This is a genomic window from Enterobacter sp. MGH 37, assembly GCF_000534515.1.
GTDB lineage: Bacteria > Pseudomonadota > Gammaproteobacteria > Enterobacterales > Enterobacteriaceae > Enterobacter > Enterobacter kobei.
The window spans coordinates 828,125-854,131 of record NZ_KI973206.1; the positions used below are offsets into that span (position 1 = coordinate 828,125).

A 26,007-nucleotide genomic window follows, 5' to 3' on the forward strand; every position below is an offset into this window, starting at 1 on the left:
CTCCGGCTTGTTTGGCAACTGATTAAATCACCACGCCGGTCGCATAAGGTAATAAGACGTAAGTCCAACTCAAATCGGTACTCCTTGTATGCTAATTCATGCCCCACGTCAAACATCTGCAACAAACTGAATGCAAAATCATTGCGGGGATCGTTACCCGTCAGTGAATAGCCACCAGACGTGGTGTAATAAACACCACTAACTCACGCCGTTCATTGTCTTTTCCATCATGGCGAAAAAGTTGTCCCAGCCAGGGGATGCGGCTAAGCCCGGGTACGCCGTCACTGCCGGTTTTATTCTTTTGCGAGAAAATCCCGCCCAGCGCCAGCGTTTCTCCGCTTTTAACCTCCACCTGGGTTTCTATCTCCTGCTTGTCGATGGCCAGCGTTTCACCGTCAGCCTGCTGCAACACCTGTCCCGGCATGTTTTCACTGATGTGTAATTTCAGTCGCACGCGTCCACCGGGCAATACCACCGGCGTGACCTCCATTCCGAGTACTGCCTCTTTAAACTCCACCGAGGTCGCGCCGCTTTCGCCGCTTGAGACCTGATACGGGATCTCACTGCCCTGCTTGATGCTTGCCGGTTGCATATGCGAGGCCAGCAGCCGGGGGCTGGCGATGATATCGACCTGCTGTTTTTGTTCCAGCGCAGATAACTCCAGATCCAGCAGCCTGCCGTTAATCCGCCCGATGTTAAACCCCACATGGCTGGTTGCGCTGGCCACGGACAGATCGCTGCCAAGGGTCGTAATCTGTCCAACCCTGCCCGCCTCGGTAGCGTCAGCGAGATTCCATTTCACGCCCAGCTCACGGAGGCTTTTTTCATTAATGGTGACAATGTGCGCCGCCAGCTCAACCTGCTCGACGGGAATATCCATCTGCAACGCCCACTGTTGCAGCGCTTCCAGCGCGGCCGCGTTATCTCTGACCAGCAGGCGGTTGGTACGTTTGTCGACCGATACACTCCCCTTTGGACTCAGAAGCTTTTCCGCGGCTTTTTGCAGTTCCCCGGCATCCGCATATGAAAAAGGGAGGCTTTGCGAGACCAGCGGTGCATCAAGCTGTCGACGCGCCCGCTCCTGCTCTAAACGTTCCCGCCGATCGCGCAGCCATGCCGGGGTATGAACATAAAAAATGCTGCGCTCCTCGTGCAAAACGAGCCCGGCGCTGGCAACGACCGTCTGCAATGCTTGCCACCAGGGGACGCCCGTCAGATTAAGCGAGAGCGTGCCGCTGACATCGGGCGATATCACCAGATTACGGTTCTCCTGCGTAACCAGTGCCTGGAGCACCTGGGCCACAGGAACATCATCCACCACCAGCGTGACCGGCTTTGGCGCGGCGGCCCACAGCGGGTGGCTGAACGCCAGCAGCAACAGCACTATCCTTAACGTCATTTGTATCCTTTCCTTCTCGTTGCCACGTCCATTGCCCGGGTTCACATGTCTCCCCCACGGCAATGACCAGTTCCGTTTCATTGATGGCGGTTATCTGCCAGCCCGCCGGAAAACGATCGTGCATTTTCATACGATGCCAGCGCTGTTGCCCGTCCTGTAAAATAGCCAGTCGCTGCTGTCCTGCTACCATTCCGCGGTAGTGCCACTGCGCCAGCTCGCCCGTAGCGCAAGGGTCATCCGGCGGACGAAACGGATCGCGGATGCCGGTCAATAACAGCACGGAACAAACCAGCAGGCACTTCGCGCTATTTCGCATGTTCCAGCTCCAGCCGCAGGCGTAACACCGTACTTTGGGGCGAAATCGTAAAAGCAGCGACCTGCACATCCCGCTGTGCCAGCCGGGAAAAGAGTGCGGGGATCGCCTGCCACGCCGATTCCAGCGCCAGTTCGCCGCCGTTCTGCAACGGCTTCCAGTGCAGGAGCGTTGTTCCTTCACCCTGAAAATCGAGCGGCGAAAATGGCATCATCTCCCGTGCCGTCTGGGTTTCTGGACGAAGCGCTGTCTTACTGGCGGAAGGCCACAGCGACGCGTTAGTCCGCACCTCCTGGACCAGCTGCTGCTGTCGCTCTGTACACTCCCTCTCAACTGGCCGAAGCACCGTGCTCCATGCTGCCAGTCCCACAAGGAAAATCCCCAGACACATGCAGATCAGCCGACACCAGGGGCGGCTATCACACCAGCGTTCTAACAGAGTCTCCACGCGCTACCCCTCGCTTTTCAGGTGCAGAGTGAACATCCAGCGCCCCTGGCTATCCTGCCGAAGCTCCCCTTCAGGCCCGGGCGTAAAGCCGGCGAGTTGTCTCACCCCGTTGCGCAGCGCAGAGAGAGCCGGAAGGGTGGAGGCATACCCGATCATCATCAGCGCGGGAGGCTGATAACGCAGCTCTGTCAGCCAGACCTGTGGGGGCATGGCGCGGGAAAGTGATTCCAGCACCGGTTGCCATGCGTGTCGTTGCAGCGTGCCCGCAGGCTTCTGCGTCACGGTGGTCAGTTTCTGGCGAGACATAAGGCCACGCTGCACGGACTGGGTTCCCACAAGCTGACTTTGCAGCGCGCGCAGCGTTACCTGATGGTTCATTCGCAGACTGAAAACGATCATGAGGATCAGCAGCGACGTGCTGATAAACATGCCGCCCCAGAAACGCAGGCATCGCGCGCGACGCTGCTGACGCCAGGGCAGGAAATTGGTGACGTTCATTCAGGCTCCTCACTCATAGCCAGTGCCAGCGCGACGGTAAAGTCAGCTCCGCATTCGGGGAGAGGAGCATGGCAGCGTTGCAGGGTTTCCCATGGCGTCCGTTGGGTATCAAACAGCGCGATGTCGTTCGGGTTGAGGGCCAGCAGCGCCGCCAGCTCAGTGACGTTTTCTGCTTCCGTGGTGTATCGACGTCCCCACTGGTGGCGCATGGCCCACAGCCATTGATGCTGATCCCGCCAGGCGACGCACGGCGTCGGTGCTACCGCAGGGAGCAGGTTCCCCAGCGCGCTGGCATCCGGGGTGATGGTCGCCAGCCGCAAATGCAGTGTTTTCGCCAGCGCCAGCAGCGTTTCAACCTCCTTGTTTTGTGCGGCAGTGACGTGATACGTATTGCTGAACGTATCCTGGGTGTAATCGAAACAGAGGGTATCTGCGGACATCTCCAGTTCGCGCGAGAGCGACGCGCCCAGCCATGAGAGCTGTTCGCTGTCGCGCAGCGCAACCGCCGGGCGGGGAAGCGACCTTTGCAGAGTGCGCGCGGCTGGGAATGAGAGATAGACCCGGTGATAATGCGGCAGCGTCTTTCGCCAGTCGCGCAACGCATCAACCAGCTGTTCCGGCTGGCAAATTTTGCCGTCACGAATCGTGCCTTCAGCAAGAGTGAATGCCCACCAGCGGCGTAAACACCAGCCGCCTCTCTCCCGGGCCAGCGCCGCAATCAGCACCCTATCCTGTTGAATATGAACGCCCGTTTGCCATGTTTTGAAAGCCATACTTCACGATCTCCTTATCGCCCGTCGCCGTGACGGCTATATCAATGAATCAGGCTTGCCTTTATACTACCGCGCGATTGTTTAGAAACTGCCCAAGTGAAACCAAATGGGAAATCTCCGGTGAAGTTCGTAAAGTATTTATTCATCCTTGCAGTCTGTTGCATTCTGCTGGGAGCAGGCTCGATTTACGGTTTGTACAAATATATTGAGCCACAGCTACCTGATGTCGCCACGCTTCGCGATGTGCGGCTCCAGATCCCGATGCAAGTCTATAGCGCCGATGGCGAATTGATGGCGCAGTATGGCGAGAAGCGTCGTATCCCGCTGACCTTAAACCAAATTCCGCCCGTGATGGTGAAAGCCTTTATCGCCACCGAGGACAGCCGTTTTTACGAGCACCACGGTGTCGATCCGGTGGGGATTTTCCGCGCCGCGAGCATTGCGTTGTTCTCTGGTCATGCCTCCCAGGGGGCAAGTACCATTACGCAGCAGCTGGCGCGTAACTTCTTCCTCAGCCCTGAAAAAACGCTGATACGTAAGATCAAAGAGGTGTTCCTGGCGATCCGTATTGAGCAGTTGCTGAGCAAGGACGAAATCCTTGAGCTGTACCTCAATAAAATCTACCTGGGCTACCGTGCTTATGGCGTGGGGGCTGCGGCACAGGTGTATTTCGGTAAACCGGTGGATCAACTCACCTTAAGCGAAATGGCCACCATCGCCGGTCTGCCTAAAGCGCCTTCTACGTTTAACCCGCTCTATTCGCTCGATCGCGCCACCTCGCGTCGTAACGTCGTCCTGTCACGTATGCTGAGCGAAGGCTATATCAGCCAGAGCGAGTACGACCAGGCGCGCAACGATGTCATTGACGCCAACTACCACGCCCCTGAGATCGCCTTCTCTGCGCCTTACCTGACCGAAATGGTGCGCCAGGAGATGGTGAGCCGTTATGGCGACAAGGCCTATGAAGATGGCTATCGCGTGTACACCACCGTCACTCGCAAAGTGCAGCAGGCGGCTCAGGAGGCGGTGCGCAACAACGTGATGGACTACGACATGCGTCACGGCTATCGCGGCCCGTCAAACGTGCTCTGGAAAGTGGGTGAAAGCGCGTGGGACAGCAAAAAAATCACCAGCACGCTGAGGGCGCTGCCAACCTATGGCCCGCTCCTCCCTGCTGTCGTGACGCAGGCCAATCCTCAGGAAGCCGTTGCGACCCTGGCGGATGGCACTTCCGTCTCCCTGCGTATGGACGGGATGCGTTGGGCACGACCTTACCGTTCGGACACTCTGCAAGGGCCAACCCCGCGTAAAGTCACCGATGTGGTACAGACCGGACAGCAAATCTGGGTGCGTAAGGTGGGCGATGCCTGGTGGCTGGCGCAGGTCCCTGACGTCAACTCGGCCCTGGTCTCGATCAACCCACAGAATGGTGCGGTCATGGCGCTGGTTGGCGGGTTCGATTTCAACCAGAGCAAGTTCAACCGCGCGACTCAGGCACTGCGTCAGGTTGGCTCCAACATCAAGCCGTTCCTCTACACCGCGGCGATGGATAAGGGCTTAACCCTTGCCAGCATCCTTAACGACGTGCCTATCTCCCGCTGGGACGCTGGTGCCGGTTCCGACTGGCAGCCGAAAAACTCGCCTGCGGAATATGCCGGCCCTATTCGTCTTCGTCAGGGTCTGGGACAGTCGAAAAACGTGGTGATGGTACGTGCCATGCGCGCAATGGGCGTTGACTATGCGGCAGAGTATCTGCAGCGTTTCGGCTTCCCGGCGCAGAACATCGTTCGCACCGAGTCGCTGGCGTTAGGCTCCGCTTCCTTTACGCCGCTTCAGGTCGCACGTGGATACTCGGTGATGGCCAACGGTGGCTTCCTGGTTGACCCGTTCTTCATCAGTAAAATCGAGAACGATCAGGGCGGCGTGCTGTTTGAGGCAAAACCGAAAATTGCCTGCCCTGAGTGTGATATCCCGGTCATTTACGGCAATACACCGAAATCCGAGGTGCTTGAAAACAAGGACATGGAAGACCCTGCCGTGTCTCAGGAGCAGCCGAATATCGTTGTACCGCAGCCACAGCTGGAGCAGGCTAACCAGTCGCTGGTTGCACAGACCGGCGCGCAGGAGTATGCCCCGCATGTGATCAACACGCCTCTGTCATTCCTGATCAAGAGCGCGCTGAACACCAACATCTTCGGTGAACCAGGCTGGCAGGGTACCGGCTGGCGTGCGGGACGCGATTTACAGCGCCATGATATCGGCGGTAAAACGGGTACCACTAACAGCTCGAAAGATGCATGGTTCTCCGGCTACGGTCCGGGCGTAGTGACCTCGGTGTGGATCGGTTTCGACGATCATCGCCGTGACTTAGGTCGTACCACGGCATCCGGCGCGATTAAAGATCAGATTTCCGGCTACGAAGGCGGCGCGAAAAGCGCACAACCGGCGTGGGATGCGTACATGAAATCCGTTCTTGAAGGCGTACCAGAGCAGCCATTAACGCCACCGCCGGGTGTGGTCACGGTCAATATCGACCGTAGCACCGGACAGCTCGCTAATGGCGGTAATAGCCGCGCCGAGTATTTCATCGAAGGCACGCAGCCAACCACGCAGGCGGTGCATGAGGTGGGTACAGAGATTATTGATAACGGCGAAACGCACGAGCTGTTCTAAGCATAAAAATGCCCGGTAAAAACCGGGCAAAGAATCCCAGGCCGGGTAAGGCGAAGCCGCCACCCGGCTTTTTTTATGACCTACAACCGCCCCTGCCCCTTCAACCATTCCCGAACCAGGAACAACGCGCTCACGTTGCGGGCCTCGTTAAAGTCTGGGTCTTCCAGCAGATCCATCAGATGCGCCAGCGGCCAGCGCACCTGCGGCAGCGGTTCCGGCTCATCTCCCTCCAGCGATTCAGGGTAGAGATCTTCAGCCACCACAATATTCATTTTGCTGGAAAAATAGGACGGCGCCATGCTCAGTTTTTTCAGGAACGACAGCTCATTCGCACCAAAACCCACCTCTTCTTTCAGCTCACGGTTTGCCGCTTCAAAGACCGTTTCGCCCGGGTCGATCAGTCCTTTGGAGAACCCAAGTTCGTAAGATTCTGTTCCCACGGCGTATTCGCGGATCAAAATCAGATGATCGTCGACGATAGGGACAATCATCACCGCTTCGCGCGAAGAGGGGCGCATACGTTCATAAACACGACGCACACCGTTGCTGAACTCCAGGTCCACACTTTCAACATTAAACAGGCGCGATTTGGCGACAGTTTCAACATTCAGAATGGTGGGTTTTTGTAGTGGTTTGCTCATCTTGATGGGGTCTTAACAGTGTGAACTGGCTTTATTGTGCGATATGCCGCACGGTTTCGGCAATGTCAATCGCTCTTTATTTACATTTATGCAACGTAGCTGGGATCAATCCTCAATTCAAAACAAATGTCAAGAGGTTGAAATGTTTCCAGGAATTTGCTGATATCGCGCCATAAGAGGCTTTGCTATCATCACCGGTCACTGGGATGCGCTTCAGAATGCTCAAGTTCGACTCCATACTTGCCGATAGCCAGCCACAGACTCTCATTCAATGTAAAGGTGCTACTGATTACACCTGTAAGAAGATTAGTAAGATGGGGAAAGCATGAGCACCATTTTGATTGTTCTCGCTGCTATGCTGGCCAGCGCATTGATTGCAGGGTGGCTGTACTGGCGACGCGCACAGCGCCGTTACCGGCTGCCTTTTTTAAATGCCTTCGCGGGCGCGACCACCCGTAAACTCGCGCAAGATGAGCGCGATGCAGTTGAAAACTATCTCGAAACGCTGAACCGTACCCAGTTATCGCCTGGGCCGACGGGAGCCACAGCTGCGCCTGTCGCACTGAAACTTAACGCGCAGAGCGATACCGTGCTCTGCGTGACGCGTTCCATTACTCGCTACGGTATCACAACGGACGACCCCAACAAGTGGCGCTACTATCTTGATTCCGTCGAGGTACATCTGCCCCCCTCCTGGGAACAGTACATTAACGACGAAAACAGCGTTGAGCTGATTCATACCGATTCGCTGCCGCTGGTTATCTCGCTTAACGGTCATACCCTGAGTGAATATCTTCACGAAGCTCCGCGTTTTGCGCTGGAACGCGCGAGTTCAACACAGGCCTCCATTCGTGGCGAAGAGACCGAGCAGATCGAACTGCTGAACATTCGTCAGGAAACGCATGAAGAATACGCGCTCAGCCGTCCGGACGGCATCCGTGAAGCCATTCTGATCGTTGCCGCTTTCCTGCTCTTTTTTGTCTGCCTGCTGACGCCGGACGTCTTTGTTCCGTGGCTGGCGGGGGGCGCTGTGCTGCTTCTGGCTGCCGGACTGTGGGGGCTTTTTGCACCGCCGGCCAAAACCTCGTTGCGGGAGATCCACTGCCTGCGCGGCACACCAAAGCGCTGGGGTCTGTTCGGTGAAAACGATCAGGAGCATCTCAACAATATTTCGCTCGGTATTATCGACCTTATCTATCCGCGCCACTGGCAACCGTGGATCGCGCAGGATTTAGGGCAGAAAACCGATATTGATATCTACCTTGACCGCCACGTTGTGCGTCAGGGACGCTTCCTGTCTCTGCATGATGAAGTGAAAAATTTCCCGCTTCAGCACTGGCTCCGTAGCACGGTCATTGCTGGCGGCGCCGCGCTGGTGTTTATCATGCTGCTGCTTTTCGTACCGCTGGATATGCCCATCAAATTCACCCTGTCGTGGATTAAAGGCGCGCAGACCATCGAAGCGACCAGCGTCAATCAGCTGGATGAAGCAGGGGTACGGGTGGGCGATACGCTGCGCCTGAAGGGAACCGGGATGTGTAATATCCACAGCCCGGGCGGATGGAACACGCGGCAGAGCTCGCCTTTCATGCCGTTCGACTGCTCGCAAATTATCTGGAACGATGCGCCGCCGCTGCCATTACCGGAATCCGAAGTTGTGAATAAAGCCACGGCGCTGACCCAGACGGTTAACCGCCAGCTGCACCCGAAAGCGGATGACGATTCACGCGTCAGCCCTGCGCTGCGTTCTGCCATACAGAAGTCAGGCATGGTTCTCTTGGATGACTTTGGCGATATCGTTCTCAAAACCCAGGATTTATGTTCCTCGCAGGATGAGTGCATACGCCTCAAAAACGCGCTGGTTAACCTGGGGAACAGCAAAGACTGGGACTCACTGGTCAAACGCGCCGAAGCGGGACGACTGGACGGCGTCAATGTCCTGCTGCGCCCGGTAAGCGCCGAATCGCTGGATAACCTGGTCGCCACGTCGACATCGCCGTTTATGATGCGCGAAACCACCCGTGCGGCGCAGGCGCTCAACAGCCCGGCACCGGGCGGCTTTGTGATTGTCAGCGATGAGGGCAGCGACCTGGTCGATCAGCCTTACCCGCAGGTGGCGCTTTATGATTATCCGGCACAGGAGCAGTGGGATCAGTTCCAGCGTCTGGCGCAGATGCTGATGCAAACCCCCTTCAGCGCCGAAGGGATTGTCACCAGTATTTATACCGATGCCAACGGCACCCGTCATATCGGCCTGCACCGGATGCCGGACAGCGCAGGATTGTGGCGATACATTGGCACCTCTCTGCTGATGATCGCCATGCTTATCGCCATTGTCTGGAACGGTATTATGGCGCTGCGCCGCTATCAACGCTCGCGCACCCGTCTTGCTGAGATCCAGCAATATTATGAAAATTGCCTTAATCCCAAGCTGATCCCCTCCTCCGAGAGCCTGATCTGATAACCTCGTTGCGCGACAAGATGTGCTACCCTGTCGCGCACGTTTCTTCTGGCTGGAGTTCCCCCTTATGCATCTTGATATCGACTGGCAGCAGGTCGACACCGTTCTGCTGGATATGGACGGCACGCTGCTCGATCTCGCCTTTGATAACTATTTCTGGCAAAAGCTGGTACCGGAAACCTACGGCGAACAGCAGGGTATCTCCCCGGCAGAAGCACAGGCATTCATTCGTTCGCAATATAGCGCGGTGCAACATACGCTAAACTGGTACTGTCTTGACTACTGGAGCGAGCGCCTCGGTTTGGATATTTGTGCCATGACCACCGCCCAGGGCCCGCGCGCGGTACTGCGCGAAGATACGGTTCCGTTCCTGGACGCGCTGAAAGCCAGCGGCAAGCGCCGTATTTTGCTGACCAACGCGCATCCACATAATCTGGCCGTGAAGCTGGAGCACACAGGGCTGGCATCGTACCTTGATTTATTGCTTTCTACCCACACATTTGGTTATCCGAAAGAGGATCAGCGGTTGTGGCATGCGGTGAAGGAAGAAACCGGCTTGCAGCCGGAACGCACGCTGTTCATTGACGACAGCGAGCCCATTCTGGATTCCGCGGCAACGTTTGGCATTCGCTATTGTCTGGGCGTCACCAATCCTGACTCTGGCCTGGCTGAAAAACGCTATCTGCGACATCCTGGACTGAACGACTACCGCCAGATGATCCCCTCACTGACCGTGAAGGAGACGCCATGAAAGAAAAACCCTCTGACGGGGTAAGACTGGATAAATGGCTGTGGGCGGCCCGTTTTTATAAAACGCGCGCCCTTGCCCGCGAGATGGTTGACGGCGGTAAAGTGCATTACAACGGCCAGCGCAGCAAGCCGAGCAAGCTGGTTGAAATGAATGCCACCTTAACGCTACGCCAGGGCAACGATGAAAAAACGGTGGTGATTAAAGCCATTACCGAACAACGTCGGCCCGCATCGGAAGCCGCACTGCTTTATGAAGAGACGGCGGAAAGCGTTGAGAAACGCGAGAAGACCGCGCTGGCGCGCAAAATGAATGCGCTGACCATGCCCCACCCGGACCGGCGACCGGATAAAAAAGAGCGCCGCGATCTGATGAAATTTAAACACGGTGAGACAGAGTAACCCTCACCCGCACGAGAGATGAAAATGGCCCAACACGACCAATTACACCGCTATCTGTTTGAACAATTCGCCGTGCGCGGCGAACTGGTCACCGTATCCGAAACCTGGAAACAGATTCTGGAAAACCACAATTACCCGCTGCCGGTGAAGACCCTGTTGGGCGAACTGCTGGTTGCCACCAGCCTGCTGACCGCGACGCTGAAATTTGCCGGTGATATTACCGTGCAGTTGCAGGGTGACGGCCCAATGACGCTGGCAGTGATCAACGGCAATAACCAGCAGCAGATGCGCGGCGTCGCACGCGTTCAGGGCGATGTGCCTGAAAATGCAGACCTCAAAACGCTGGTGGGGAATGGCTACCTGGTGATCACCATCTCCCCTGAGGAAGGTGAACGCTATCAGGGCGTGGTCGGCCTCGAAGGGGATACCCTGGCAGCCTGCCTGGAAGATTACTTCATGCGTTCTGAACAGCTGCCGACGCGTCTGTTCATCCGCACCGGTGAAGTGGATGGTCAGCCTGCTGCGGGCGGTATGCTGCTGCAAGTTCTGCCAGCCCAGGACGCACAGACCAATGACTTCGAGCACCTGGCGACGCTGACCGAAACCGTCAAAGCCGAAGAGCTGTTTAACCTGTCGGCGACTGACGTGCTGTGGCGTCTGTACCACGAAGAAGAAGTGACCGTTTACGACCCGCAGGCGGTGGAGTTCAAATGCACCTGTTCTCGCGAACGCTGCGCGGGTGCGCTGAAAACCCTGCCAGATGAAGAGATCGACAGCATCATGGCGGAAGACGGCGAAATTGATATGCACTGTGACTACTGCGGTACGCACTATGTGTTCAATTCAATGGATATCGCTGAGATCCGCAACAACGCCTCCCCGGCGGATCCGCAGGTTCACTAATACCCTTCCCTCTCCCCATCCAGTTCTCTCTCCCTGTGGGAGAGGGAACTGGGTGAGGGCAAAAAACCTCGCTTAAGCTGAATCGTTTTCCGTATGTAACTCTTACGTAATTTTCTTACGTGTATGCGATTACATTCACATTCTCTCCGATAAAATCACCAGCCATTAACCTTTTCGGAACATTTTCCCCAACCAAAAAGCGATTCCTGCGATAATCCGCCTGCACTGTGACTGGAGTCGCAGCGTTTTCCGTTAGTAAGGGTTTTGTCCAGATGCGTAAATCTATGAGCCCCGTCGCGGTTAACAACCCCAGAAAAACCCTACAATTTCAGGCAGTACATATTGGCTAAGGAGCAGTGATATGCGTGTTACTGGTTTAACCCCGCAAGATCTCAAGGCTTATGGTATTCACGACGTCCAGGAAGTCGTCTACAACCCCGACTACGATACGCTGTATCAGGAAGAGCTCAATCCAGCACTGGAAGGATACGAGCGCGGTGTGTTGACGAATCTTGGTGCTATCGCCGTCGATACCGGTATTTTTACCGGTCGTTCGCCGAAAGATAAGTATATCGTCCGAGACGAAACCACCCGCGATACGCTGTGGTGGGCTGACAAAGGCAAAGGGAAGAACGACAACAAACCGCTCTCCCCGGAAACCTGGCAGCATCTGAAAGGGCTCGTCACCCATCAACTTTCTGGCAAGCGTCTGTTTATCGTAGACGCTTTCTGCGGCGCTAATGCCGACACCCGTCTCTCCGTACGTTTCATTACCGAAGTAGCCTGGCAGGCGCATTTCGTGAAGAACATGTTTATTCGTCCAACCGACGAAGAGCTGCAGGACTTCACGCCTGACTTCATCGTAATGAACGGTGCGAAATGCACTAACCCGCAGTGGAAAGAGCAGGGCCTGAACTCCGAAAACTTTGTCGCCTTCAACCTGACCGAGCGTATCCAGCTGATCGGCGGTACCTGGTACGGCGGCGAGATGAAGAAAGGGATGTTCTCGGTCATGAACTACCTGCTGCCACTGCGCGGCATCGCGTCCATGCACTGCTCGGCGAACGTCGGCGAGAAAGGCGATGTGGCGGTGTTCTTCGGCCTTTCCGGCACAGGGAAAACCACCCTCTCCACCGACCCGAAACGTCGTCTGATTGGCGATGACGAACACGGCTGGGACGATGACGGCGTGTTTAACTTTGAAGGCGGCTGCTACGCGAAGACCATTCGCCTGTCTGAAGAGGCTGAGCCGGATATCTTCCACGCAATCCGTCGCGATGCGCTGCTGGAAAACGTCACCGTACGTGCCGACGGCTCTATCGACTTTGACGACGCCTCGAAAACCGAAAACACGCGCGTGTCATACCCGATCTACCACATCGACAACATCGTGAAGCCGGTGTCAAAAGCGGGTCATGCTACGAAGGTGATTTTCCTGACGGCGGATGCCTTTGGCGTGCTGCCTCCGGTATCTCGCCTGACCGCCAGCCAGACGCAGTACCACTTCCTTTCTGGCTTTACGGCCAAACTGGCGGGTACCGAGCGCGGCGTGACGGAGCCAACCCCAACCTTCTCCGCCTGCTTCGGCGCAGCATTCCTGTCGCTGCACCCGACGCAGTACGCTGAAGTGCTGGTGAAACGCATGCAGGCGTCTGGCGCGCAGGCCTACCTGGTGAACACCGGCTGGAACGGGACTGGCAAACGTATCTCTATCAAGGATACTCGCGCCATTATCGACGCCATTCTGGATGGTTCTCTCGATAACGCCGAAACCTTCACGCTGCCGATGTTTGACCTGGCCATTCCAACGTCGCTGCCGGGTGTGGATACGCATATCCTCGACCCGCGCAATACGTACGGATCGCCGGAACAGTGGCGCGAGAAGGCAGAATCGCTGGCGAAGCTGTTTATTGAGAACTTCGAGAAATATACCGATACACCAGCGGGCGAAGCGCTGGTGAGTGCGGGACCGAAGCTGTAGGTAAAAGCAAAAAGGCAACGAAAGTTGCCTTTTTTAATGTTTTCCCCCTCTCCCAGTGGGAGAGGGCCGGGGTGAGGGCATCAGGCCGCACCGTTTAATGATTAACTCTCTTTCACCTGTCCGCGCGTCACCGGCACCGGTAACCAGGCGCGAATGCTCAGCCCACCCCGCTCGCTGGTGCCGATCTCCAGCAATCCGTTATGGTTATCGATAATACGCTGCACAATCGCCAGGCCTAAGCCCGTACCACTGGTGCTGCGCGCACTGTCGCCACGCACAAACGGCTGGAACAGATGCTTACGCTGCTCGGGCTTAATACCCGGACCGTCATCTTCCACCTGGAACCAGGCGCGGTTGAGTTCAGACCCGCTGCTGACTTTAATCCAGCCGTTACCGTAGCGCGCCGCGTTGACCACCATGTTCGCCACCGCACGCTTAATGGAGAGCGGGTGCATACGGACCTGAATTTCACCGGCCTGAAGGGCAGTATCAATTTCACGTTCATAACCACTTTCCGCGGCCACCACTTCACCCAGCACCGCGTTCAGATCCGCCATCTCCATCGGCATCTCCTGCCCGGTACGGAGATAGTCGATGAACTGCTCGATGATGGCGTTACACTCTTCGATGTCCTTGTTGATGGACTCGGCGAGATAACCATCTTCTTCGCCCATCATCTCCGTTGCCAGACGGATACGCGTCAACGGCGTGCGCAGGTCGTGACTGACGCCCGCCATCAGCAGCGTACGGTCATCCGCCAGCTGCTTCACACCTGCGGCCATGTGGTTAAAGGCCCGCGTCACAGAACGCACTTCCGAGGCGCCATACTCGCGCAGCGGGGGAGGAATAATGCCTTTACCGACCTGCAGCGCAGCGTGCTCCAGGTCGACCAGCGGTCGGTTCTGTATACGGATAAACAGCCAGGCCCCGCCTATCGCCAGCAGCATAATGGCGAGCGTATAGCGGAACAGCGGCGAGAAGTCGCCCTGATGGATTTCCGTCAGCGGAACGCGCACCCAGATGTTGGGTGACAGCCAGGTTTTCAGCCAGACGACAGGCGAGCTTTTGTTGACCTCAACACGGACTTCCGTTGGCCCCCCCAGCTGCTGCGCCATCTGCTGGCTAAGAAATTCGTAGTGCTGCGCCCAGCGCAAACCCGCGTCTTCTGCCGCCTCATTCGAGTAGAGCGAAATGCCCAGCTCACGGTAGATTTCACGGCGAAACGCCGGGGGAACGACCAGTTGCGTGCCGTCCTCCAGTTGCAGTTTATCGGTCATCAGCATACGGACTTCGTACGCCAGGACCTTATTAAACTGCTGGAGGCTCGGCAAAATCGCAAAGTTCAAAACCACCAGGTAGGTCGTCACCAGGCTGACGAACAGCAAGGTGACGATCAGTAACAGGGTGCGGGCAAATGAGCTTCGCGGCGAGAAGCGCATTCGCCTCATGCTTTAGAGCCGTCCGGGACAAACACGTAGCCCAGACCCCATACGGTCTGAATATAACGAGGATGCGCCGGATCTTCTTCCACCATGCGGCGCAGACGGGAGATCTGCACGTCGATGGAGCGTTCCATTGCCGAGTATTCGCGACCACGCGCCAGGTTCATCAGCTTGTCACGGGAAAGCGGCTCACGCGGGTGGCTGACCAGCGCTTTCAGCACCGCAAACTCACCGCTGGTGAGCGGCATTGGCTCGTCTTCACGGAACATCTCACGCGTACCGAGGTTCAGCTTGAACTTGCCGAAGGCAATCACCGCTTCTTCCTGCGACGGTGCGCCAGGCAGCTCGTTCGCCTGACGACGCAGCACGGCACGAATACGCGCCAGCAGTTCACGCGGGTTAAACGGTTTTGGAATGTAGTCATCCGCGCCGATTTCGAGGCCCACGATACGGTCAACTTCTTCACCCTTCGCGGTCACCATGATGATCGGCATCGGGTTACTCTGGCTACGCAGACGACGGCAGATAGAGAGCCCGTCCTCGCCCGGCAGCATCAGGTCGAGAACCATCAGATGGAAAGATTCACGGGTCAGCAGACGGTCCATCTGCTCAGCGTTCGCGACGCTACGAACCTGGAAGCCCTGCTCGGTCAGATAACGCTCCAGCAGCGCACGCAGGCGCATGTCGTCATCCACGACCAGAATTTTGTAGTTCTCTTGCATTGTGTGTACTCCCAAAGGTTCGGATAGTCTTTGTGACAGCGTATTCTAAAAAAGTGCACGTATTCGACCAGCGAAATCTGGTATAAATTCTAGTCGAAATTGTTACAAAGCATATTTAACAGCAGCTTATCTGCTCATTTCATCACATAAATCATTATTAATCCTGTCTGTTACACTGTGTGGTACGTATTGTGCGCCAGACAGAAAACAGGCAGCAAAGGCTTTACCATGAAAACGCCCCTGATCACCCGCGAAGGGTACGAAAAACTCAAAAAAGAGATGGATTACCTGTGGCGAGAAGAGCGCCCTGAAGTAACCAAAAAGGTGACCTGGGCGGCAAGCCTGGGCGATCGCAGCGAAAATGCTGACTACCAGTACAACAAAAAGCGACTGCGTGAGATTGACCGTCGGGTACGCTACCTGACCAAGTGCCTTGAGAACCTGAAAATTGTCGATTACTCCCCGCAGCAGGAGGGCAAAGTGTTCTTCGGCGCGTGGGTGGAGATTGAAAACGACGACGGTGACACCCTGCGTTTTCGCATTGTCGGCTACGATGAAATTTTTGGTCGTAAGGATTACATCTCCATCGACTCCCCGATGGCCCGCGCGCTGCTGAAAAAGGAAGTGGGTGATTTGGCCGTCGTTCAGACTCCCGCCGGTGAAGCCAGCTGGTACGTCAATGAGATCGTCTACGTAAAATAGTCCGAGAGCGCCCTCCCCGGCTGGCATTTTGCCGTGTCAGCCCGTATAACTATCCCCTGATTTTTCGACTCAACAGATGATAAAGCCATGATGAAAGATTCGCTCTGCCGCATTATTGCGGGTGAACTTCAGGCCAGAGCCGAGCAGGTAGAAGCTGCCGTTCGCCTGCTTGATGAAGGGAACACCGTGCCGTTTATTGCACGTTATCGTAAGGAAGTCACCGGCGGTCTGGATGACACGCAGCTGCGTAACCTGGAAACCCGTCTGGGATACCTGCGTGAGCTGGAAGACCGTCGTCAGGCGATCCTCAAATCCATTGGCGAACAGGGCAAGCTGACAAGCGAACTGGAAAGCGCCATTAACGGCACCCTGAGCAAAACCGAACTCGAAGATCTCTATCTGCCTTACAAACCGAAGCGCCGCACGCGCGGGCAGATCGCGATTGAAGCAGGCCTTGAGCCGCTGGCCGACCTGCTGTGGAATGAGCCGTCCCACCATCCGGAAACTGAGGCGGCGAAATTCATCGATGCCGACAAAGGCGTCGCGGACACCAAGGCCGCCCTCGACGGTGCGCGTTACATTCTGATGGAACGCTTTGCCGAAGACGCAGCCCTGCTGGCTAAAGTGCGTGATTACCTGTGGAAGAATGCGCACATCGTCTCTACCGTCGTGGCGGGGAAAGAGGAAGAAGGCGCGAAATTCCGCGACTACTTTGATCACCACGAACCGATTTCTACCACCCCTTCACACCGTGCGCTGGCAATGTTCCGCGGCCGCAACGAAGGTGTGCTGCAGCTCTCTCTGAACGCTGATCCGCAGTTTGACGAGCCGCCGAAAGAGAGCCACTGCGAGCAGATCATCATTGACCATCTCGGCCTGCGCCTTAACAACGCTCCGGCAGACAGCTGGCGCAAAGGCGTGGTGAGCTGGACCTGGCGCATCAAGGTGCTGATGCACCTCGAAACCGAGCTGATGGGCACCGTGCGCGAGCGCGCCGAAGATGAAGCGATCAACGTTTTCGCCCGTAACCTGCACGACCTGCTGATGGCGGCGCCTGCTGGCCTGCGCGCGACCATGGGTCTCGATCCGGGCCTGCGTACCGGCGTGAAAGTGGCGGTGGTTGACGGCACCGGCAAGCTGGTCGCCACTGACACCATCTATCCGCACACCGGACAGGCAGCGAAAGCGGCTGTCGTGGTTGCCGCTCTGTGTGAAAAATACAACGTCGAGCTGGTCGCCATCGGTAACGGTACGGCGTCCCGCGAGACTGAACGTTTCTTCCTCGACGTGCAGAAGCAGTTCCCGAAAGTCACGGCGCAGAAGGTGATCGTCAGCGAAGCGGGCGCATCAGTCTATTCCGCCTCCGAGCTGGCGGCGCAGGAATTCCCGGACCTGGACGTTTCATTGCGCGGCGCGGTCTCTATCGCCCGTCGTTTGCAGGATCCGCTGGCGGAGCTGGTGAAAATTGATCCGAAATCCATCGGCGTGGGCCAGTACCAGCACGATGTGAGCCAGACTCAGTTGGCACGCAAGCTGGATGCGGTCGTAGAAGACTGCGTAAACGCCGTCGGTGTTGACCTGAATACCGCCTCCGTGCCGCTGCTGACCCGCGTGGCGGGCTTAACCCGCATGATGGCGCAGAACATCGTCGCCTGGCGTGATGAGAACGGCCAGTTCCAGAACCGTCAGCAGCTGCTGAAGGTGAGCCGTCTGGGGCCGAAAGCGTTTGAGCAATGCGCGGGCTTCCTGCGCATCAACCACGGCGATAACCCGCTGGATGCCTCCACCGTTCACCCGGAAGCCTACCCGGTGGTGGAACGTATTCTGGCCGCCACCCAGCAGGCGCTGAAGGACCTGATGGGCGATAGCAGTGCCCTGCGCAACCTCAAAGCGGTGGATTTCACCGACGACAAATTTGGTGTGCCAACCGTCACCGATATCATCAAAGAGCTGGAAAAACCGGGCCGCGATCCGCGTCCTGAGTTCAAAACGGCGACCTTTGCTGACGGCATCGAGACCATGAACGATCTGCTGCCCGGCATGGTGCTGGAAGGCGCGGTAACTAACGTCACCAACTTCGGCGCGTTTGTGGATATCGGCGTGCATCAGGATGGCCTGGTTCACATCTCTTCTCTCGCCGACAAGTTCGTTGAAGACCCGCACACCGTGGTCAAAGCGGGCGACATCGTGAAGGTGAAAGTGCTGGAAGTGGACCTGCAGCGCAAACGTATCGCCCTGACCATGCGTCTGGACGAGCAGCCAGGCGACACCAACGCGCGTCGTGGCGGAAACGGTGGCGCTCGTGACTCTCAGCGCCCGGCCGCGAAAGCGGCAAAACCGCGCGGGCGTGATGCTCAGCCAGCGGGCAATAGTGCGATGATGGATGCGCTGGCGGCCGCGATGGGCAAGAAGCGCTAAGTGATAAACGCCCGGTGGCGCTACGCTTACCGGGCCTACGGTTTTGTAGGCCGGGCAAACGCAGTGCCGCCCGGCAAGCAGGCCGCAAAGAATTAAAACAAATAGAGTGCATCCATATTTAAACCACTAATTATCACTTCGTTAACAAATAACCCTCTTCTCTTTATCTCCGCATTTCAGCAAATATTGAGCAAGGTCAAACAGGCCGTAAATTAATACACCAAACAACATTCCGTCACAGTTTTATTATTGCTGATAAAAACTATTCTCATTATCATCCCATAGTAGATAATTTAACCTTTCGTGGAAGCAGGCGTTATGCAATTCACTCCAGACAGTGCGTGGAAGATTACCGGATTTACCCGCGAAATTAGCCCGGCCTATCGGCAAAAGCTGCTCTCGCTGGGCATGCTGCCCGGCTCGTCATTCCAGGTGGTGCGCGTGGCGCCGTTAGGCGATCCGGTTCACATTGAAACCCGACGCGTGAATCTGGTCCTGCGTAAAAAAGACCTCGCATTAATAGAAGTCGAAGCCTTATCCCGATAACGAGCCAGCGGTTTCAGTGAGTCTAAAAAAAATGAAAAAATTAACTATTGGCTTAATTGGCAATCCTAATTCCGGCAAGACCACGCTATTTAACCAGCTCACGGGCGCGCGCCAGCGCGTCGGTAACTGGGCAGGCGTAACCGTTGAACGTAAAGAAGGCCAGTTCACGACAACGGATCATCAGGTCACTCTGGTTGACCTTCCCGGCACCTATTCCTTGACCACCATTTCGTCGCAGACCTCGCTCGATGAGCAAATTGCCTGCCACTACATTCTGAGCGGCGACGCGGATCTGCTGATCAACGTGGTCGACGCCTCCAATCTCGAGCGCAACCTCTACCTGACGCTGCAACTGCTGGAGCTGGGTATTCCCTGCATCGTGGCGCTCAACATGCTCGACATTGCAGAGAAACAAAAGCTTCGCATCGACGTCGATGCCCTCTCCGCGCGCCTGGGTTGCCCGGTAGTGCCGCTGGTCTCAACGCGCGCTCGCGGGATTGATGCCCTGAAGCTGGCGATTGACCGTCACACGGGAAATCACGACGTTGAGCTGGTGCATTACGCCCGCCCGCTGCTGCGCGAAGCCGATCTGCTGGCGCAGGAGATGGACAAAAGCATGCCTGCAAAACAGCGCCAGTGGCTCGGCCTGCAGATGCTGGAAGGCGATATCTATAGCCGCGCCTATGCCGGACATGCGGCAGATAAACTGGACGCGACGGTGGCCCGTCTCAGCGACGAGCTGGACGACCCGGCGCTGCACATCGCCGATGCACGATACCAGGCCATCGCCTCGATTTGCGACGTGGTCAGTAATGCCCTGACGGCGGAACCCAGCCGCTTTACGGCGGCGGTGGATAAGATTGTACTCAACCGCTTCCTCGGTTTGCCGATCTTCCTGCTGGTGATGTACGTGATGTTCCTGCTCGCCATCAACATCGGCGGCGCACTCCAGCCGATTTTTGACGCCGGTTCCGTCGCGATCTTTGTACACGGGATTCAGTGGGTGGGTTACACCCTGCACTTCCCGGAGTGGCTGACCATTTTCCTCGCTCAGGGGCTCGGCGGGGGCATTAACACCGTTCTGCCGCTGGTACCGCAGATCGGCATGATGTATCTGTTCCTCTCGTTCCTGGAAGATTCAGGTTATATGGCGCGCGCCGCGTTCGTCATGGACCGCCTGATGCAGGCCCTGGGTCTGCCCGGCAAATCCTTCGTACCGCTGATTGTCGGCTTCGGCTGTAACGTGCCGTCGGTCATGGGTGCCCGTACCCTGGATGCTCCGCGTGAACGCCTGATGACCATTATGATGGCGCCGTTTATGTCCTGCGGTGCGCGTCTGGCCATCTTCGCCGTCTTTGCGGCCGCCTTCTTTGGTCAGCAGGGCGCGCTGGCAGTCTTCTCGCTGTATGTTCTGGGCATCGTGATGGCGATCCTGACCGGTTTAATGCTCAAGCACACGATTATGCGCGGTGAAGCCTCACCGTTTGTCATGGAGCTGCCGGTCTATCACGTTCCACACCTGAAAAGCCTGGTGATCCAGACCTGGCAACGCCTGAAAGGGTTTGTGCTGCGCGCCGGTAAGGTGATTGTCATCGTCAGCATTTTCCTGAGCGCGCTGAACAGCTTCACCCTCAGCGGTCAGGCAGCAGATAACATCAACGATTCTGCCCTCGCCTCCGTCAGCCGCATCATCACGCCGGTCTTCAAACCGATTGGCGTGCATGAGGATAACTGGCAGGCGACCGTGGGCCTGTTCACCGGTGCGATGGCGAAAGAGGTGGTTGTCGGCACCCTGAACACGCTCTACACCGCGGAGAACATCCAGGGACAGGAATTTAATCCGGCAGCGTTTCACCTCGGTGATGAACTGCTGGGTGCCGTCGAGGAGACCTGGCAGAGCCTGAAAGATACCTTCAGCCTGAGCGTGCTGGCGAACCCGATTGAGGCCAGCAAAGGCGACGGTGAAATGGCGACGGGTGCCATGGGCGTGATGGGCGAGAAATTTGGTAGCGCATCTGCGGCCTACAGCTATCTCATCTTTGTTCTGCTCTATATTCCGTGCATCTCCGTCATGGGAGCGATTGCGCGTGAATCCAGTCGCGGCTGGATGGGCTTCTCCATTCTGTGGGGGCTAAATATCGCTTACTCGCTGGCGACGCTGTTTTATCAGACCGTTAATTTCAGTCAGCACCCACGCTACAGCCTGGTTTGTATCCTCGCGGTTGTCCTGTTTAACATGATTGTTCTTGGTCTGCTGCGCCGGGCACGCAGCCGCGTCGATATCGACCTGCTGGCAAATCGTAAAACCGCCGCGACCTGCTGCAACAGCCCGGCGGGCGACTGTCACTAAGGAGCACACCATGGCGTCATTGATTCAGGTGCGTGACATGCTGGCTCTGCAGGGCCGGATGGAGGCGAAACAGCTGAGCCTCAGCCTGCATACGCCCCAGCCGATGATCGATGCCATGCTGGAACGCCTTGAAGCCATGGGTAAAGCCGTGCGGATCCAGGAGGAGGCAGAGGGTTGCCTCTCTGGCAGTTGTAAAAGTTGTCCGGAAGGAAAGGCTTGCCTGCGGGAGTGGTGGGCACTGCGCTAATACTGCACTCATAAAGCCGGGCATCGCTGCCCGGCTTTATCATATTACTTATAGACGTCCGCGGTGGCGCGTACGTTTTTGGTCTGTTTTTCTGCACTGGTGACGACGTAGTACGTCCCGCCCATCTCATCCGCTTTCTTCGACAGCTCTTTTCTCGCATCCATCGGCGCGGTGGTGTCAGACGTAGAAATCTCACCGATTTTCGTCAGATTCATGCCGGCAACTTTATCTTTTTCCAGCTCTTTTGCCGCAAAGACGCCAAATGACAGTGACCCAATAACCAGAGAAGTGACAATACCTGTAACAAGTTTCATAGCCTGACTCTCCATAGGATTGTTGTTTTGATCATCGTAGGCATAACAACCGCAACGACATCTGGAGTATGGTTGCGGTGTGTTACTTTTTCCAGGCTGGATAGAAAATAATCAGTCTAAACGTTGACTTAACGCAATGAGCGCTGAACAAAATTCCGTCGGATGCGAGATAAACGGGGCATGCGCGGCTTTGGCAATGACCTGCGATTCGCTGTCCGGCCAGAGGGAGTCCAGCAAGGGCACCACTTTGCGCGGCACCAGCCCGTCAAGATAACCATAGATACGCAGATGCGGCATCGTCAGCGCGGCCAGCGGCTCACGCAGATCGACCGTTTTCAGAATTTCAAGGCCGCCGTTGAGCACCTCAACGTCCGGCATCGGTAAAGAGAGCACCACCTGCTTCAGCGCTCTGGCATCCTGTCGCGCGGTTTCGGTGCCCATCGTCTGTAGCGCGAGGAACCGCTCTACGGTCCGCTGGAAATCGTCACTCAGCTGCTGCTGGAAACCCGCCAGCACGTCAGGCTTTATTCCGGGCCACGTCTCCTGCGCGCTAAAACAGGGCGATGAGGCCACCGTCACCAGCGCGTTTACGCGCTCGGGCCAGGAAAGCGCAATCTGGCTTGCCACCAGCCCACCCAGGCTCCAGCCCAGCCAGATGGCATGTTGTGGCGCCGCGTTCAGCACCTCCTGCGCCATCTCTTCGAGCGTCATCGCACCATAACCGTGGCTACGGCCATACCCCGGTAGATCAACCAGATGTAACGTAAATTGCGAGGCTAGTTCCTCGTTTATGCAATGCCATACTTCTGCATTCAGGCCCCATCCGTGCAGCAGCACAAGATGGCAATTTCCTGTCCCAACGGTCTGCCACCACAGCGTCTTCATCAGTTACTGTTCTCTTTTTTCACATGGAGGTTGAACATGCTAACAGTGCCCGGCTTGTGCTGGCTATGCAAAATGCCGCTTGCCCTTAGCGCCTGGGGCGTCTGTTCCGTCTGCACGCGTTCGCTGGAAAGGCGTATCACCACCTGCCCACAATGTGGTTTACCCGCCACGAACCGCTATTTACCCTGTGGCCGCTGCCTGAAAAAACCCCCGCCGTGGAGCGCGCTGGTGGCGGTGGATGATTACGTTCGACCGCTGAGCAGGCTGATTCACGCCCTGAAGTTTTCCGGCCAGAGTTCGCTGGCACCGCCCCTTGCCCGCCTGTTATTGCTGGCGGTTTTACAGGCACGGCGAACCCGCGCCCTGCCGAAAATTGATATGGTGGTCAATGTTCCCCTGTATCGCCGTCGCCACTGGCGGCGTGGTTACAATCAGAGCGACCTGCTCTGCCGTCCGCTCGCCCGCTGGCTCGGCTGTCGATACACTACCAGCGCACTCACCCGCGTACATGCCACCGCCGTTCAGCATCAGCTCAACGCCCGGCTGCGCAAAAGAAACCTCAAAAATGCCTTTCGCCTTGAATTGGCGGTTAACGGCCTCCATATCGCGATTGTGGATGATGTCGTCACCACAGGCAGTACCGTTGCTGAACTTTCCCGACTGTTTTTGCGAAGCGGCGCCGCGTCGGTTCAGGTATGGTGTCTGTGCCGTACCTTGTAGCCCTTCTTCAATGGGCGTATGATTATACCCAGGTAATTTAGTCAACTATTAGGCCAAAGCTATGATCCGTATTTCCGATTCTGCACAAGCGCACTTTGCCAAACTGCTGGCAAATCAGGAAGAAGGGACGCAGATCCGCGTGTTTGTGATTAACCCGGGCACGCCGAATGCAGAATGCGGTGTCTCTTATTGTCCGCCAGACGCTGTGGAAGCAACTGACACTGCCCTTAAGTTTGAACAGCTCACCGCTTATGTTGATGAGCTGAGCGCGCCGTATCTTGAAGATGCGGAGATCGACTTCGTCACCGACCAGCTGGGCTCTCAGCTGACCCTGAAAGCGCCGAACGCCAAAATGCGTAAAGTCTCCGACGATGCCCCGCTGATGGAGCGCGTTGAATATCTGCTGCAATCCCAGATCAACCCCCAGCTGGCGGGTCATGGTGGTCGCGTTTCCCTGATGGAAATCACGGAAGACGGCCTGGCGATCCTGCAGTTTGGCGGCGGCTGTAACGGTTGCTCTATGGTCGATGTGACGCTGAAAGAAGGGATCGAGAAGCAGCTGCTGAACGAGTTCCCGGAACTGAAAGGCGTACGTGACCTGACCGAGCACCAGCGCGGCGAGCATTCTTACTACTAAGCCGTCTGCCTTTGCCCGGTGGCGCTGCGCTTACCGGGCCTACAAAACTGTTACTGTATCCCAATCGCAGGCCGGGTAAGGCTAAGCCGCCACCCGGCTTTTTTTTCCCGCCTCGCCTCCTCTATATGTTGACCTGCGTCTCATAATTCACATTTTGCCTGCCTGGGTGATTCTCAACCACGCCATGTTACCCGTATCATTCTCGTGGGCACTAAGCACACTCATAACAGCCGACTAAACTTAATGGTTTGCAAGGCATCAGTATTAGTGCCGTTACTTCTCTGTTCCCAGTTGGGACAATCGGAATGTGTCGTTGAAACAATGACGTTACCCATAACAATTCAAAGGCCAGGTAAATCATGCCATTAGTCATCGTTGCTATCGGTGTTGTGTTATTACTGCTCTTGATGATCCGTTTCAAAATGAACGGATTTATCGCTCTGGTTCTGGTGGCACTTGCAGTCGGTCTGATGCAGGGTATGCCGCTGGTTAAAGTTATCAGCTCCATTAAAGCCGGTGTCGGCGGCACGCTCGGCAGCCTGGCGCTGATCATGGGCTTCGGTGCCATGCTCGGCAAAATGCTGGCAGACTGCGGCGGCGCGCAGCGTATTGCCACCACGCTTATCGACAAATTTGGTAAGAAGAACATTCAGTGGGCGGTGGTGTTGACCGGTTTTACCGTCGGTTTCGCGCTGTTCTATGAAGTGGGCTTCGTGCTGATGCTGCCACTGGTGTTCACCATCGCAGCGGCAGCTAACATTCCGCTGCTGTTTGTAGGTGTGCCAATGGCTGCGGCGCTGTCCGTGACCCACGGTTTCCTGCCACCTCACCCGGGCCCAACGGCAATCGCCACCATCTTCCACGCCGATATGGGTAAAACCCTGCTGTTCGGTACGATTCTGGCAATCCCGACCGTGATTCTGGCAGGCCCGGTATATGCCCGCTTCCTGAAAGGTATCGATAAGCCAATTCCGGAAGGTCTGTACAGTGCGAAAACCTTCACCGAAGAAGAGATGCCTGGCTTTGGCGTCAGCGTCTGGACCTCACTGGTACCGGTGATCCTGATGGCGATGCGCGCCGTGGCAGAGATGATCCTGCCGAAAGGTCATGTGTTCCTGGGCGTGGCAGAATTCCTGGGCGATCCGGTCATGGCTACGCTGATTGCCGTCCTGATCGCGATGTTCACCTTCGGTCTGAACCGGGGTCGTTCAATGGATCAGATCAACGACACATTGACCTCTTCCATCAAAATTATTGCCATGATGCTCCTGATCATCGGCGGTGGCGGTGCGTTCAAGCAGGTGCTGGTTGACAGCGGCGTGGACAAATACATCGCTGCGATGATGCATGAAACCAACGTGTCGCCGCTCCTGATGGCCTGGTCTATTGCCGCGGTTCTGCGTATTGCGCTGGGTTCTGCAACCGTTGCTGCGATTACTGCAGGCGGTATCGTTGCGCCGCTGATTGCCACCACGGGCGTCAGTCCTGAGCTGATGGTTATCGCGGTCGGTTCCGGTAGCGTGATTTTCTCTCACGTGAACGACCCGGGCTTCTGGCTGTTTAAGGAGTACTTCAACCTGACCATCGGTGAAACCATCAAGTCCTGGTCCGCGCTGGAAACCATTATTTCGGTGTGTGGCCTGGTTGGGGTGCTGCTGTTGAATATGGTGGTTTGATGTCATAAGTCGGGTGGCGGCTTCGCCTTACCCGACCTACTGGCTCCATATAGGCCCGGTAAGCGTAGCGCCACCGGGCAATAAAAAACCCGCCACTGGCGGGTTTTTT

At 56.5% G+C, this 26,007-nt stretch carries 24 protein-coding genes; 14 read left to right on the forward strand and 10 right to left on the reverse strand.

Features of this window, described 5'->3' with window-relative positions; all coding sequences use genetic code 11:
- Positions 1 to 160: 160 nt before the first annotated feature.
- Genes hofQ through L383_RS07145 form a run of 5 tightly spaced genes read right to left on the reverse strand, consistent with a single transcriptional unit; the run spans position 161 to position 3,431 of the window.
- Positions 161 to 1,399, reverse strand: a complete 1,239-nt coding sequence (hofQ, locus tag L383_RS07160) for a DNA uptake porin HofQ (RefSeq protein ID WP_023331482.1) — start codon at positions 1,397 to 1,399, stop codon at positions 161 to 163.
- Positions 1,311 to 1,715 (reverse strand): HofP DNA utilization family protein, encoded by a 405-nt coding sequence (locus L383_RS0124210; protein WP_032629558.1) that lies wholly within the window; start codon positions 1,713 to 1,715, stop codon positions 1,311 to 1,313. Before L383_RS0124210 ends, hofQ begins: the two co-directional genes overlap by 89 nt.
- Entirely contained in the window at positions 1,705 to 2,160 is a 456-nt protein-coding gene (locus L383_RS25975) for a HofO family protein (protein WP_023331483.1), read from the reverse strand. The genes L383_RS0124210 and L383_RS25975 overlap by 11 nt, the downstream gene beginning before the upstream one ends.
- 3 nt (positions 2,161 to 2,163) lie before the next feature.
- The gene (locus L383_RS07150) at positions 2,164 to 2,658 is read right to left on the reverse strand and encodes a PilN domain-containing protein (protein WP_023331484.1); all 495 of its coding nucleotides are present in this window, start codon (positions 2,656 to 2,658) and stop codon (positions 2,164 to 2,166) included.
- Positions 2,655 to 3,431, reverse strand: coding sequence for a type IV pilus biogenesis protein PilM (locus L383_RS07145; RefSeq protein WP_023331485.1), 777 nt, complete (start codon positions 3,429 to 3,431; stop codon positions 2,655 to 2,657). The genes L383_RS07150 and L383_RS07145 overlap by 4 nt, the downstream gene beginning before the upstream one ends.
- 120 nt (positions 3,432 to 3,551) lie before the next feature.
- Here L383_RS07145 and mrcA point away from each other — a divergent pair, with 120 nt between their 5' ends.
- A complete protein-coding gene (mrcA, locus tag L383_RS07140) occupies positions 3,552 to 6,104 on the forward strand; it encodes a peptidoglycan glycosyltransferase/peptidoglycan DD-transpeptidase MrcA (protein WP_014885532.1) in 2,553 nt (850 codons plus the stop codon).
- 80 nt (positions 6,105 to 6,184) lie between these two features.
- Here mrcA and nudE read toward each other — a convergent pair whose 3' ends face one another.
- The gene (gene nudE, locus L383_RS07135) at positions 6,185 to 6,745 is read right to left on the reverse strand and encodes an ADP compounds hydrolase NudE (RefSeq protein ID WP_008503041.1); all 561 of its coding nucleotides are present in this window, start codon (positions 6,743 to 6,745) and stop codon (positions 6,185 to 6,187) included.
- A 325-nt stretch (positions 6,746 to 7,070) separates the two neighbouring features.
- Between nudE and L383_RS07130 the strand changes: the two genes are divergently transcribed.
- The 5 genes from L383_RS07130 (at position 7,071) to pckA (ending at position 13,239) form a co-directional block, all read left to right on the forward strand.
- Positions 7,071 to 9,206, forward strand: a complete 2,136-nt coding sequence (locus tag L383_RS07130; RefSeq protein WP_023331486.1) for an intracellular growth attenuator family protein — start codon at positions 7,071 to 7,073, stop codon at positions 9,204 to 9,206.
- 67 nt (positions 9,207 to 9,273) lie between these two features.
- Positions 9,274 to 9,957 (forward strand): GMP/IMP nucleotidase, encoded by a 684-nt coding sequence (gene yrfG, locus L383_RS07125; RefSeq protein ID WP_023331487.1) that lies wholly within the window; start codon positions 9,274 to 9,276, stop codon positions 9,955 to 9,957.
- On the forward strand, positions 9,954 to 10,355 hold the full coding sequence (gene hslR / locus L383_RS07120; protein WP_023331488.1) for a ribosome-associated heat shock protein Hsp15: 402 nt from the start codon (positions 9,954 to 9,956) through the stop codon (positions 10,353 to 10,355). Before yrfG ends, hslR begins: the two co-directional genes overlap by 4 nt.
- A gap of 18 nt (positions 10,356 to 10,373) precedes the next feature.
- Entirely contained in the window at positions 10,374 to 11,258 is an 885-nt protein-coding gene (hslO, locus tag L383_RS07115; protein WP_162184515.1) for an Hsp33 family molecular chaperone HslO, read from the forward strand.
- Between the two features lie 361 nt (positions 11,259 to 11,619).
- A complete protein-coding gene (pckA, locus tag L383_RS07110) occupies positions 11,620 to 13,239 on the forward strand; it encodes a phosphoenolpyruvate carboxykinase (ATP) (RefSeq protein ID WP_023331490.1) in 1,620 nt (539 codons plus the stop codon).
- A gap of 101 nt (positions 13,240 to 13,340) precedes the next feature.
- On the opposite strand, the gene envZ is transcribed toward pckA, so the two are convergent.
- Together envZ and ompR are read right to left on the reverse strand one after the other, a co-directional pair.
- Positions 13,341 to 14,687, reverse strand: coding sequence for a two-component system sensor histidine kinase EnvZ (gene envZ, locus L383_RS07105; RefSeq protein ID WP_014885538.1), 1,347 nt, complete (start codon positions 14,685 to 14,687; stop codon positions 13,341 to 13,343).
- Positions 14,684 to 15,403 carry an osmolarity response regulator transcription factor OmpR gene (gene ompR / locus L383_RS07100; protein ID WP_001157751.1) on the reverse strand — a complete coding sequence of 240 codons (720 nt, stop codon included), beginning with the start codon at positions 15,401 to 15,403 and terminating at the stop codon, positions 14,684 to 14,686. The genes envZ and ompR overlap by 4 nt, the downstream gene beginning before the upstream one ends.
- A 228-nt stretch (positions 15,404 to 15,631) precedes the next feature.
- Between ompR and greB the strand changes: the two genes are divergently transcribed.
- The 5 genes from greB (at position 15,632) to feoC (ending at position 21,666) form a co-directional block, all read left to right on the forward strand.
- A complete protein-coding gene (gene greB / locus L383_RS07095) occupies positions 15,632 to 16,105 on the forward strand; it encodes a transcription elongation factor GreB (RefSeq protein ID WP_014885539.1) in 474 nt (157 codons plus the stop codon).
- 87 nt (positions 16,106 to 16,192) lie between these two features.
- Positions 16,193 to 18,523 carry a Tex family protein gene (locus tag L383_RS07090; protein ID WP_023331491.1) on the forward strand — a complete coding sequence of 777 codons (2,331 nt, stop codon included), beginning with the start codon at positions 16,193 to 16,195 and terminating at the stop codon, positions 18,521 to 18,523.
- 318 nt (positions 18,524 to 18,841) lie between these two features.
- On the forward strand, positions 18,842 to 19,069 hold the full coding sequence (gene feoA / locus L383_RS07085; protein WP_008503050.1) for a ferrous iron transporter A: 228 nt from the start codon (positions 18,842 to 18,844) through the stop codon (positions 19,067 to 19,069).
- A gap of 31 nt (positions 19,070 to 19,100) precedes the next feature.
- Positions 19,101 to 21,419: a Fe(2+) transporter permease subunit FeoB gene (gene feoB, locus L383_RS07080; protein WP_023331492.1), complete on the forward strand. Its 2,319-nt coding sequence runs from the start codon at positions 19,101 to 19,103 to the stop codon at positions 21,417 to 21,419.
- 10 nt (positions 21,420 to 21,429) lie between these two features.
- Positions 21,430 to 21,666: a [Fe-S]-dependent transcriptional repressor FeoC gene (gene feoC / locus L383_RS07075; RefSeq protein ID WP_014885542.1), complete on the forward strand. Its 237-nt coding sequence runs from the start codon at positions 21,430 to 21,432 to the stop codon at positions 21,664 to 21,666.
- 44 nt (positions 21,667 to 21,710) lie between these two features.
- Here feoC and L383_RS07070 read toward each other — a convergent pair whose 3' ends face one another.
- Complete coding sequence (locus tag L383_RS07070) at positions 21,711 to 21,980, reverse strand: YdgH/BhsA/McbA-like domain containing protein (protein ID WP_014885543.1); 270 nt, start codon at positions 21,978 to 21,980, stop codon at positions 21,711 to 21,713.
- A 111-nt stretch (positions 21,981 to 22,091) separates the two neighbouring features.
- Positions 22,092 to 22,865 carry a pimeloyl-ACP methyl ester esterase BioH gene (bioH, locus tag L383_RS07065; protein WP_023331493.1) on the reverse strand — a complete coding sequence of 258 codons (774 nt, stop codon included), beginning with the start codon at positions 22,863 to 22,865 and terminating at the stop codon, positions 22,092 to 22,094.
- A gap of 36 nt (positions 22,866 to 22,901) precedes the next feature.
- Between bioH and gntX the strand changes: the two genes are divergently transcribed.
- From gntX to gntT, 3 genes are all read left to right on the forward strand, one after another.
- Positions 22,902 to 23,585: a DNA utilization protein GntX gene (gene gntX / locus L383_RS07060; RefSeq protein WP_023331494.1), complete on the forward strand. Its 684-nt coding sequence runs from the start codon at positions 22,902 to 22,904 to the stop codon at positions 23,583 to 23,585.
- A gap of 61 nt (positions 23,586 to 23,646) precedes the next feature.
- Complete coding sequence (nfuA, locus tag L383_RS07055; RefSeq protein ID WP_003861601.1) at positions 23,647 to 24,222, forward strand: Fe-S biogenesis protein NfuA; 576 nt, start codon at positions 23,647 to 23,649, stop codon at positions 24,220 to 24,222.
- A gap of 359 nt (positions 24,223 to 24,581) precedes the next feature.
- Positions 24,582 to 25,898, forward strand: a complete 1,317-nt coding sequence (gene gntT, locus L383_RS07050; RefSeq protein WP_023331495.1) for a gluconate transporter — start codon at positions 24,582 to 24,584, stop codon at positions 25,896 to 25,898.
- The last annotated feature ends 109 nt before the right edge of the window (positions 25,899 to 26,007 follow it).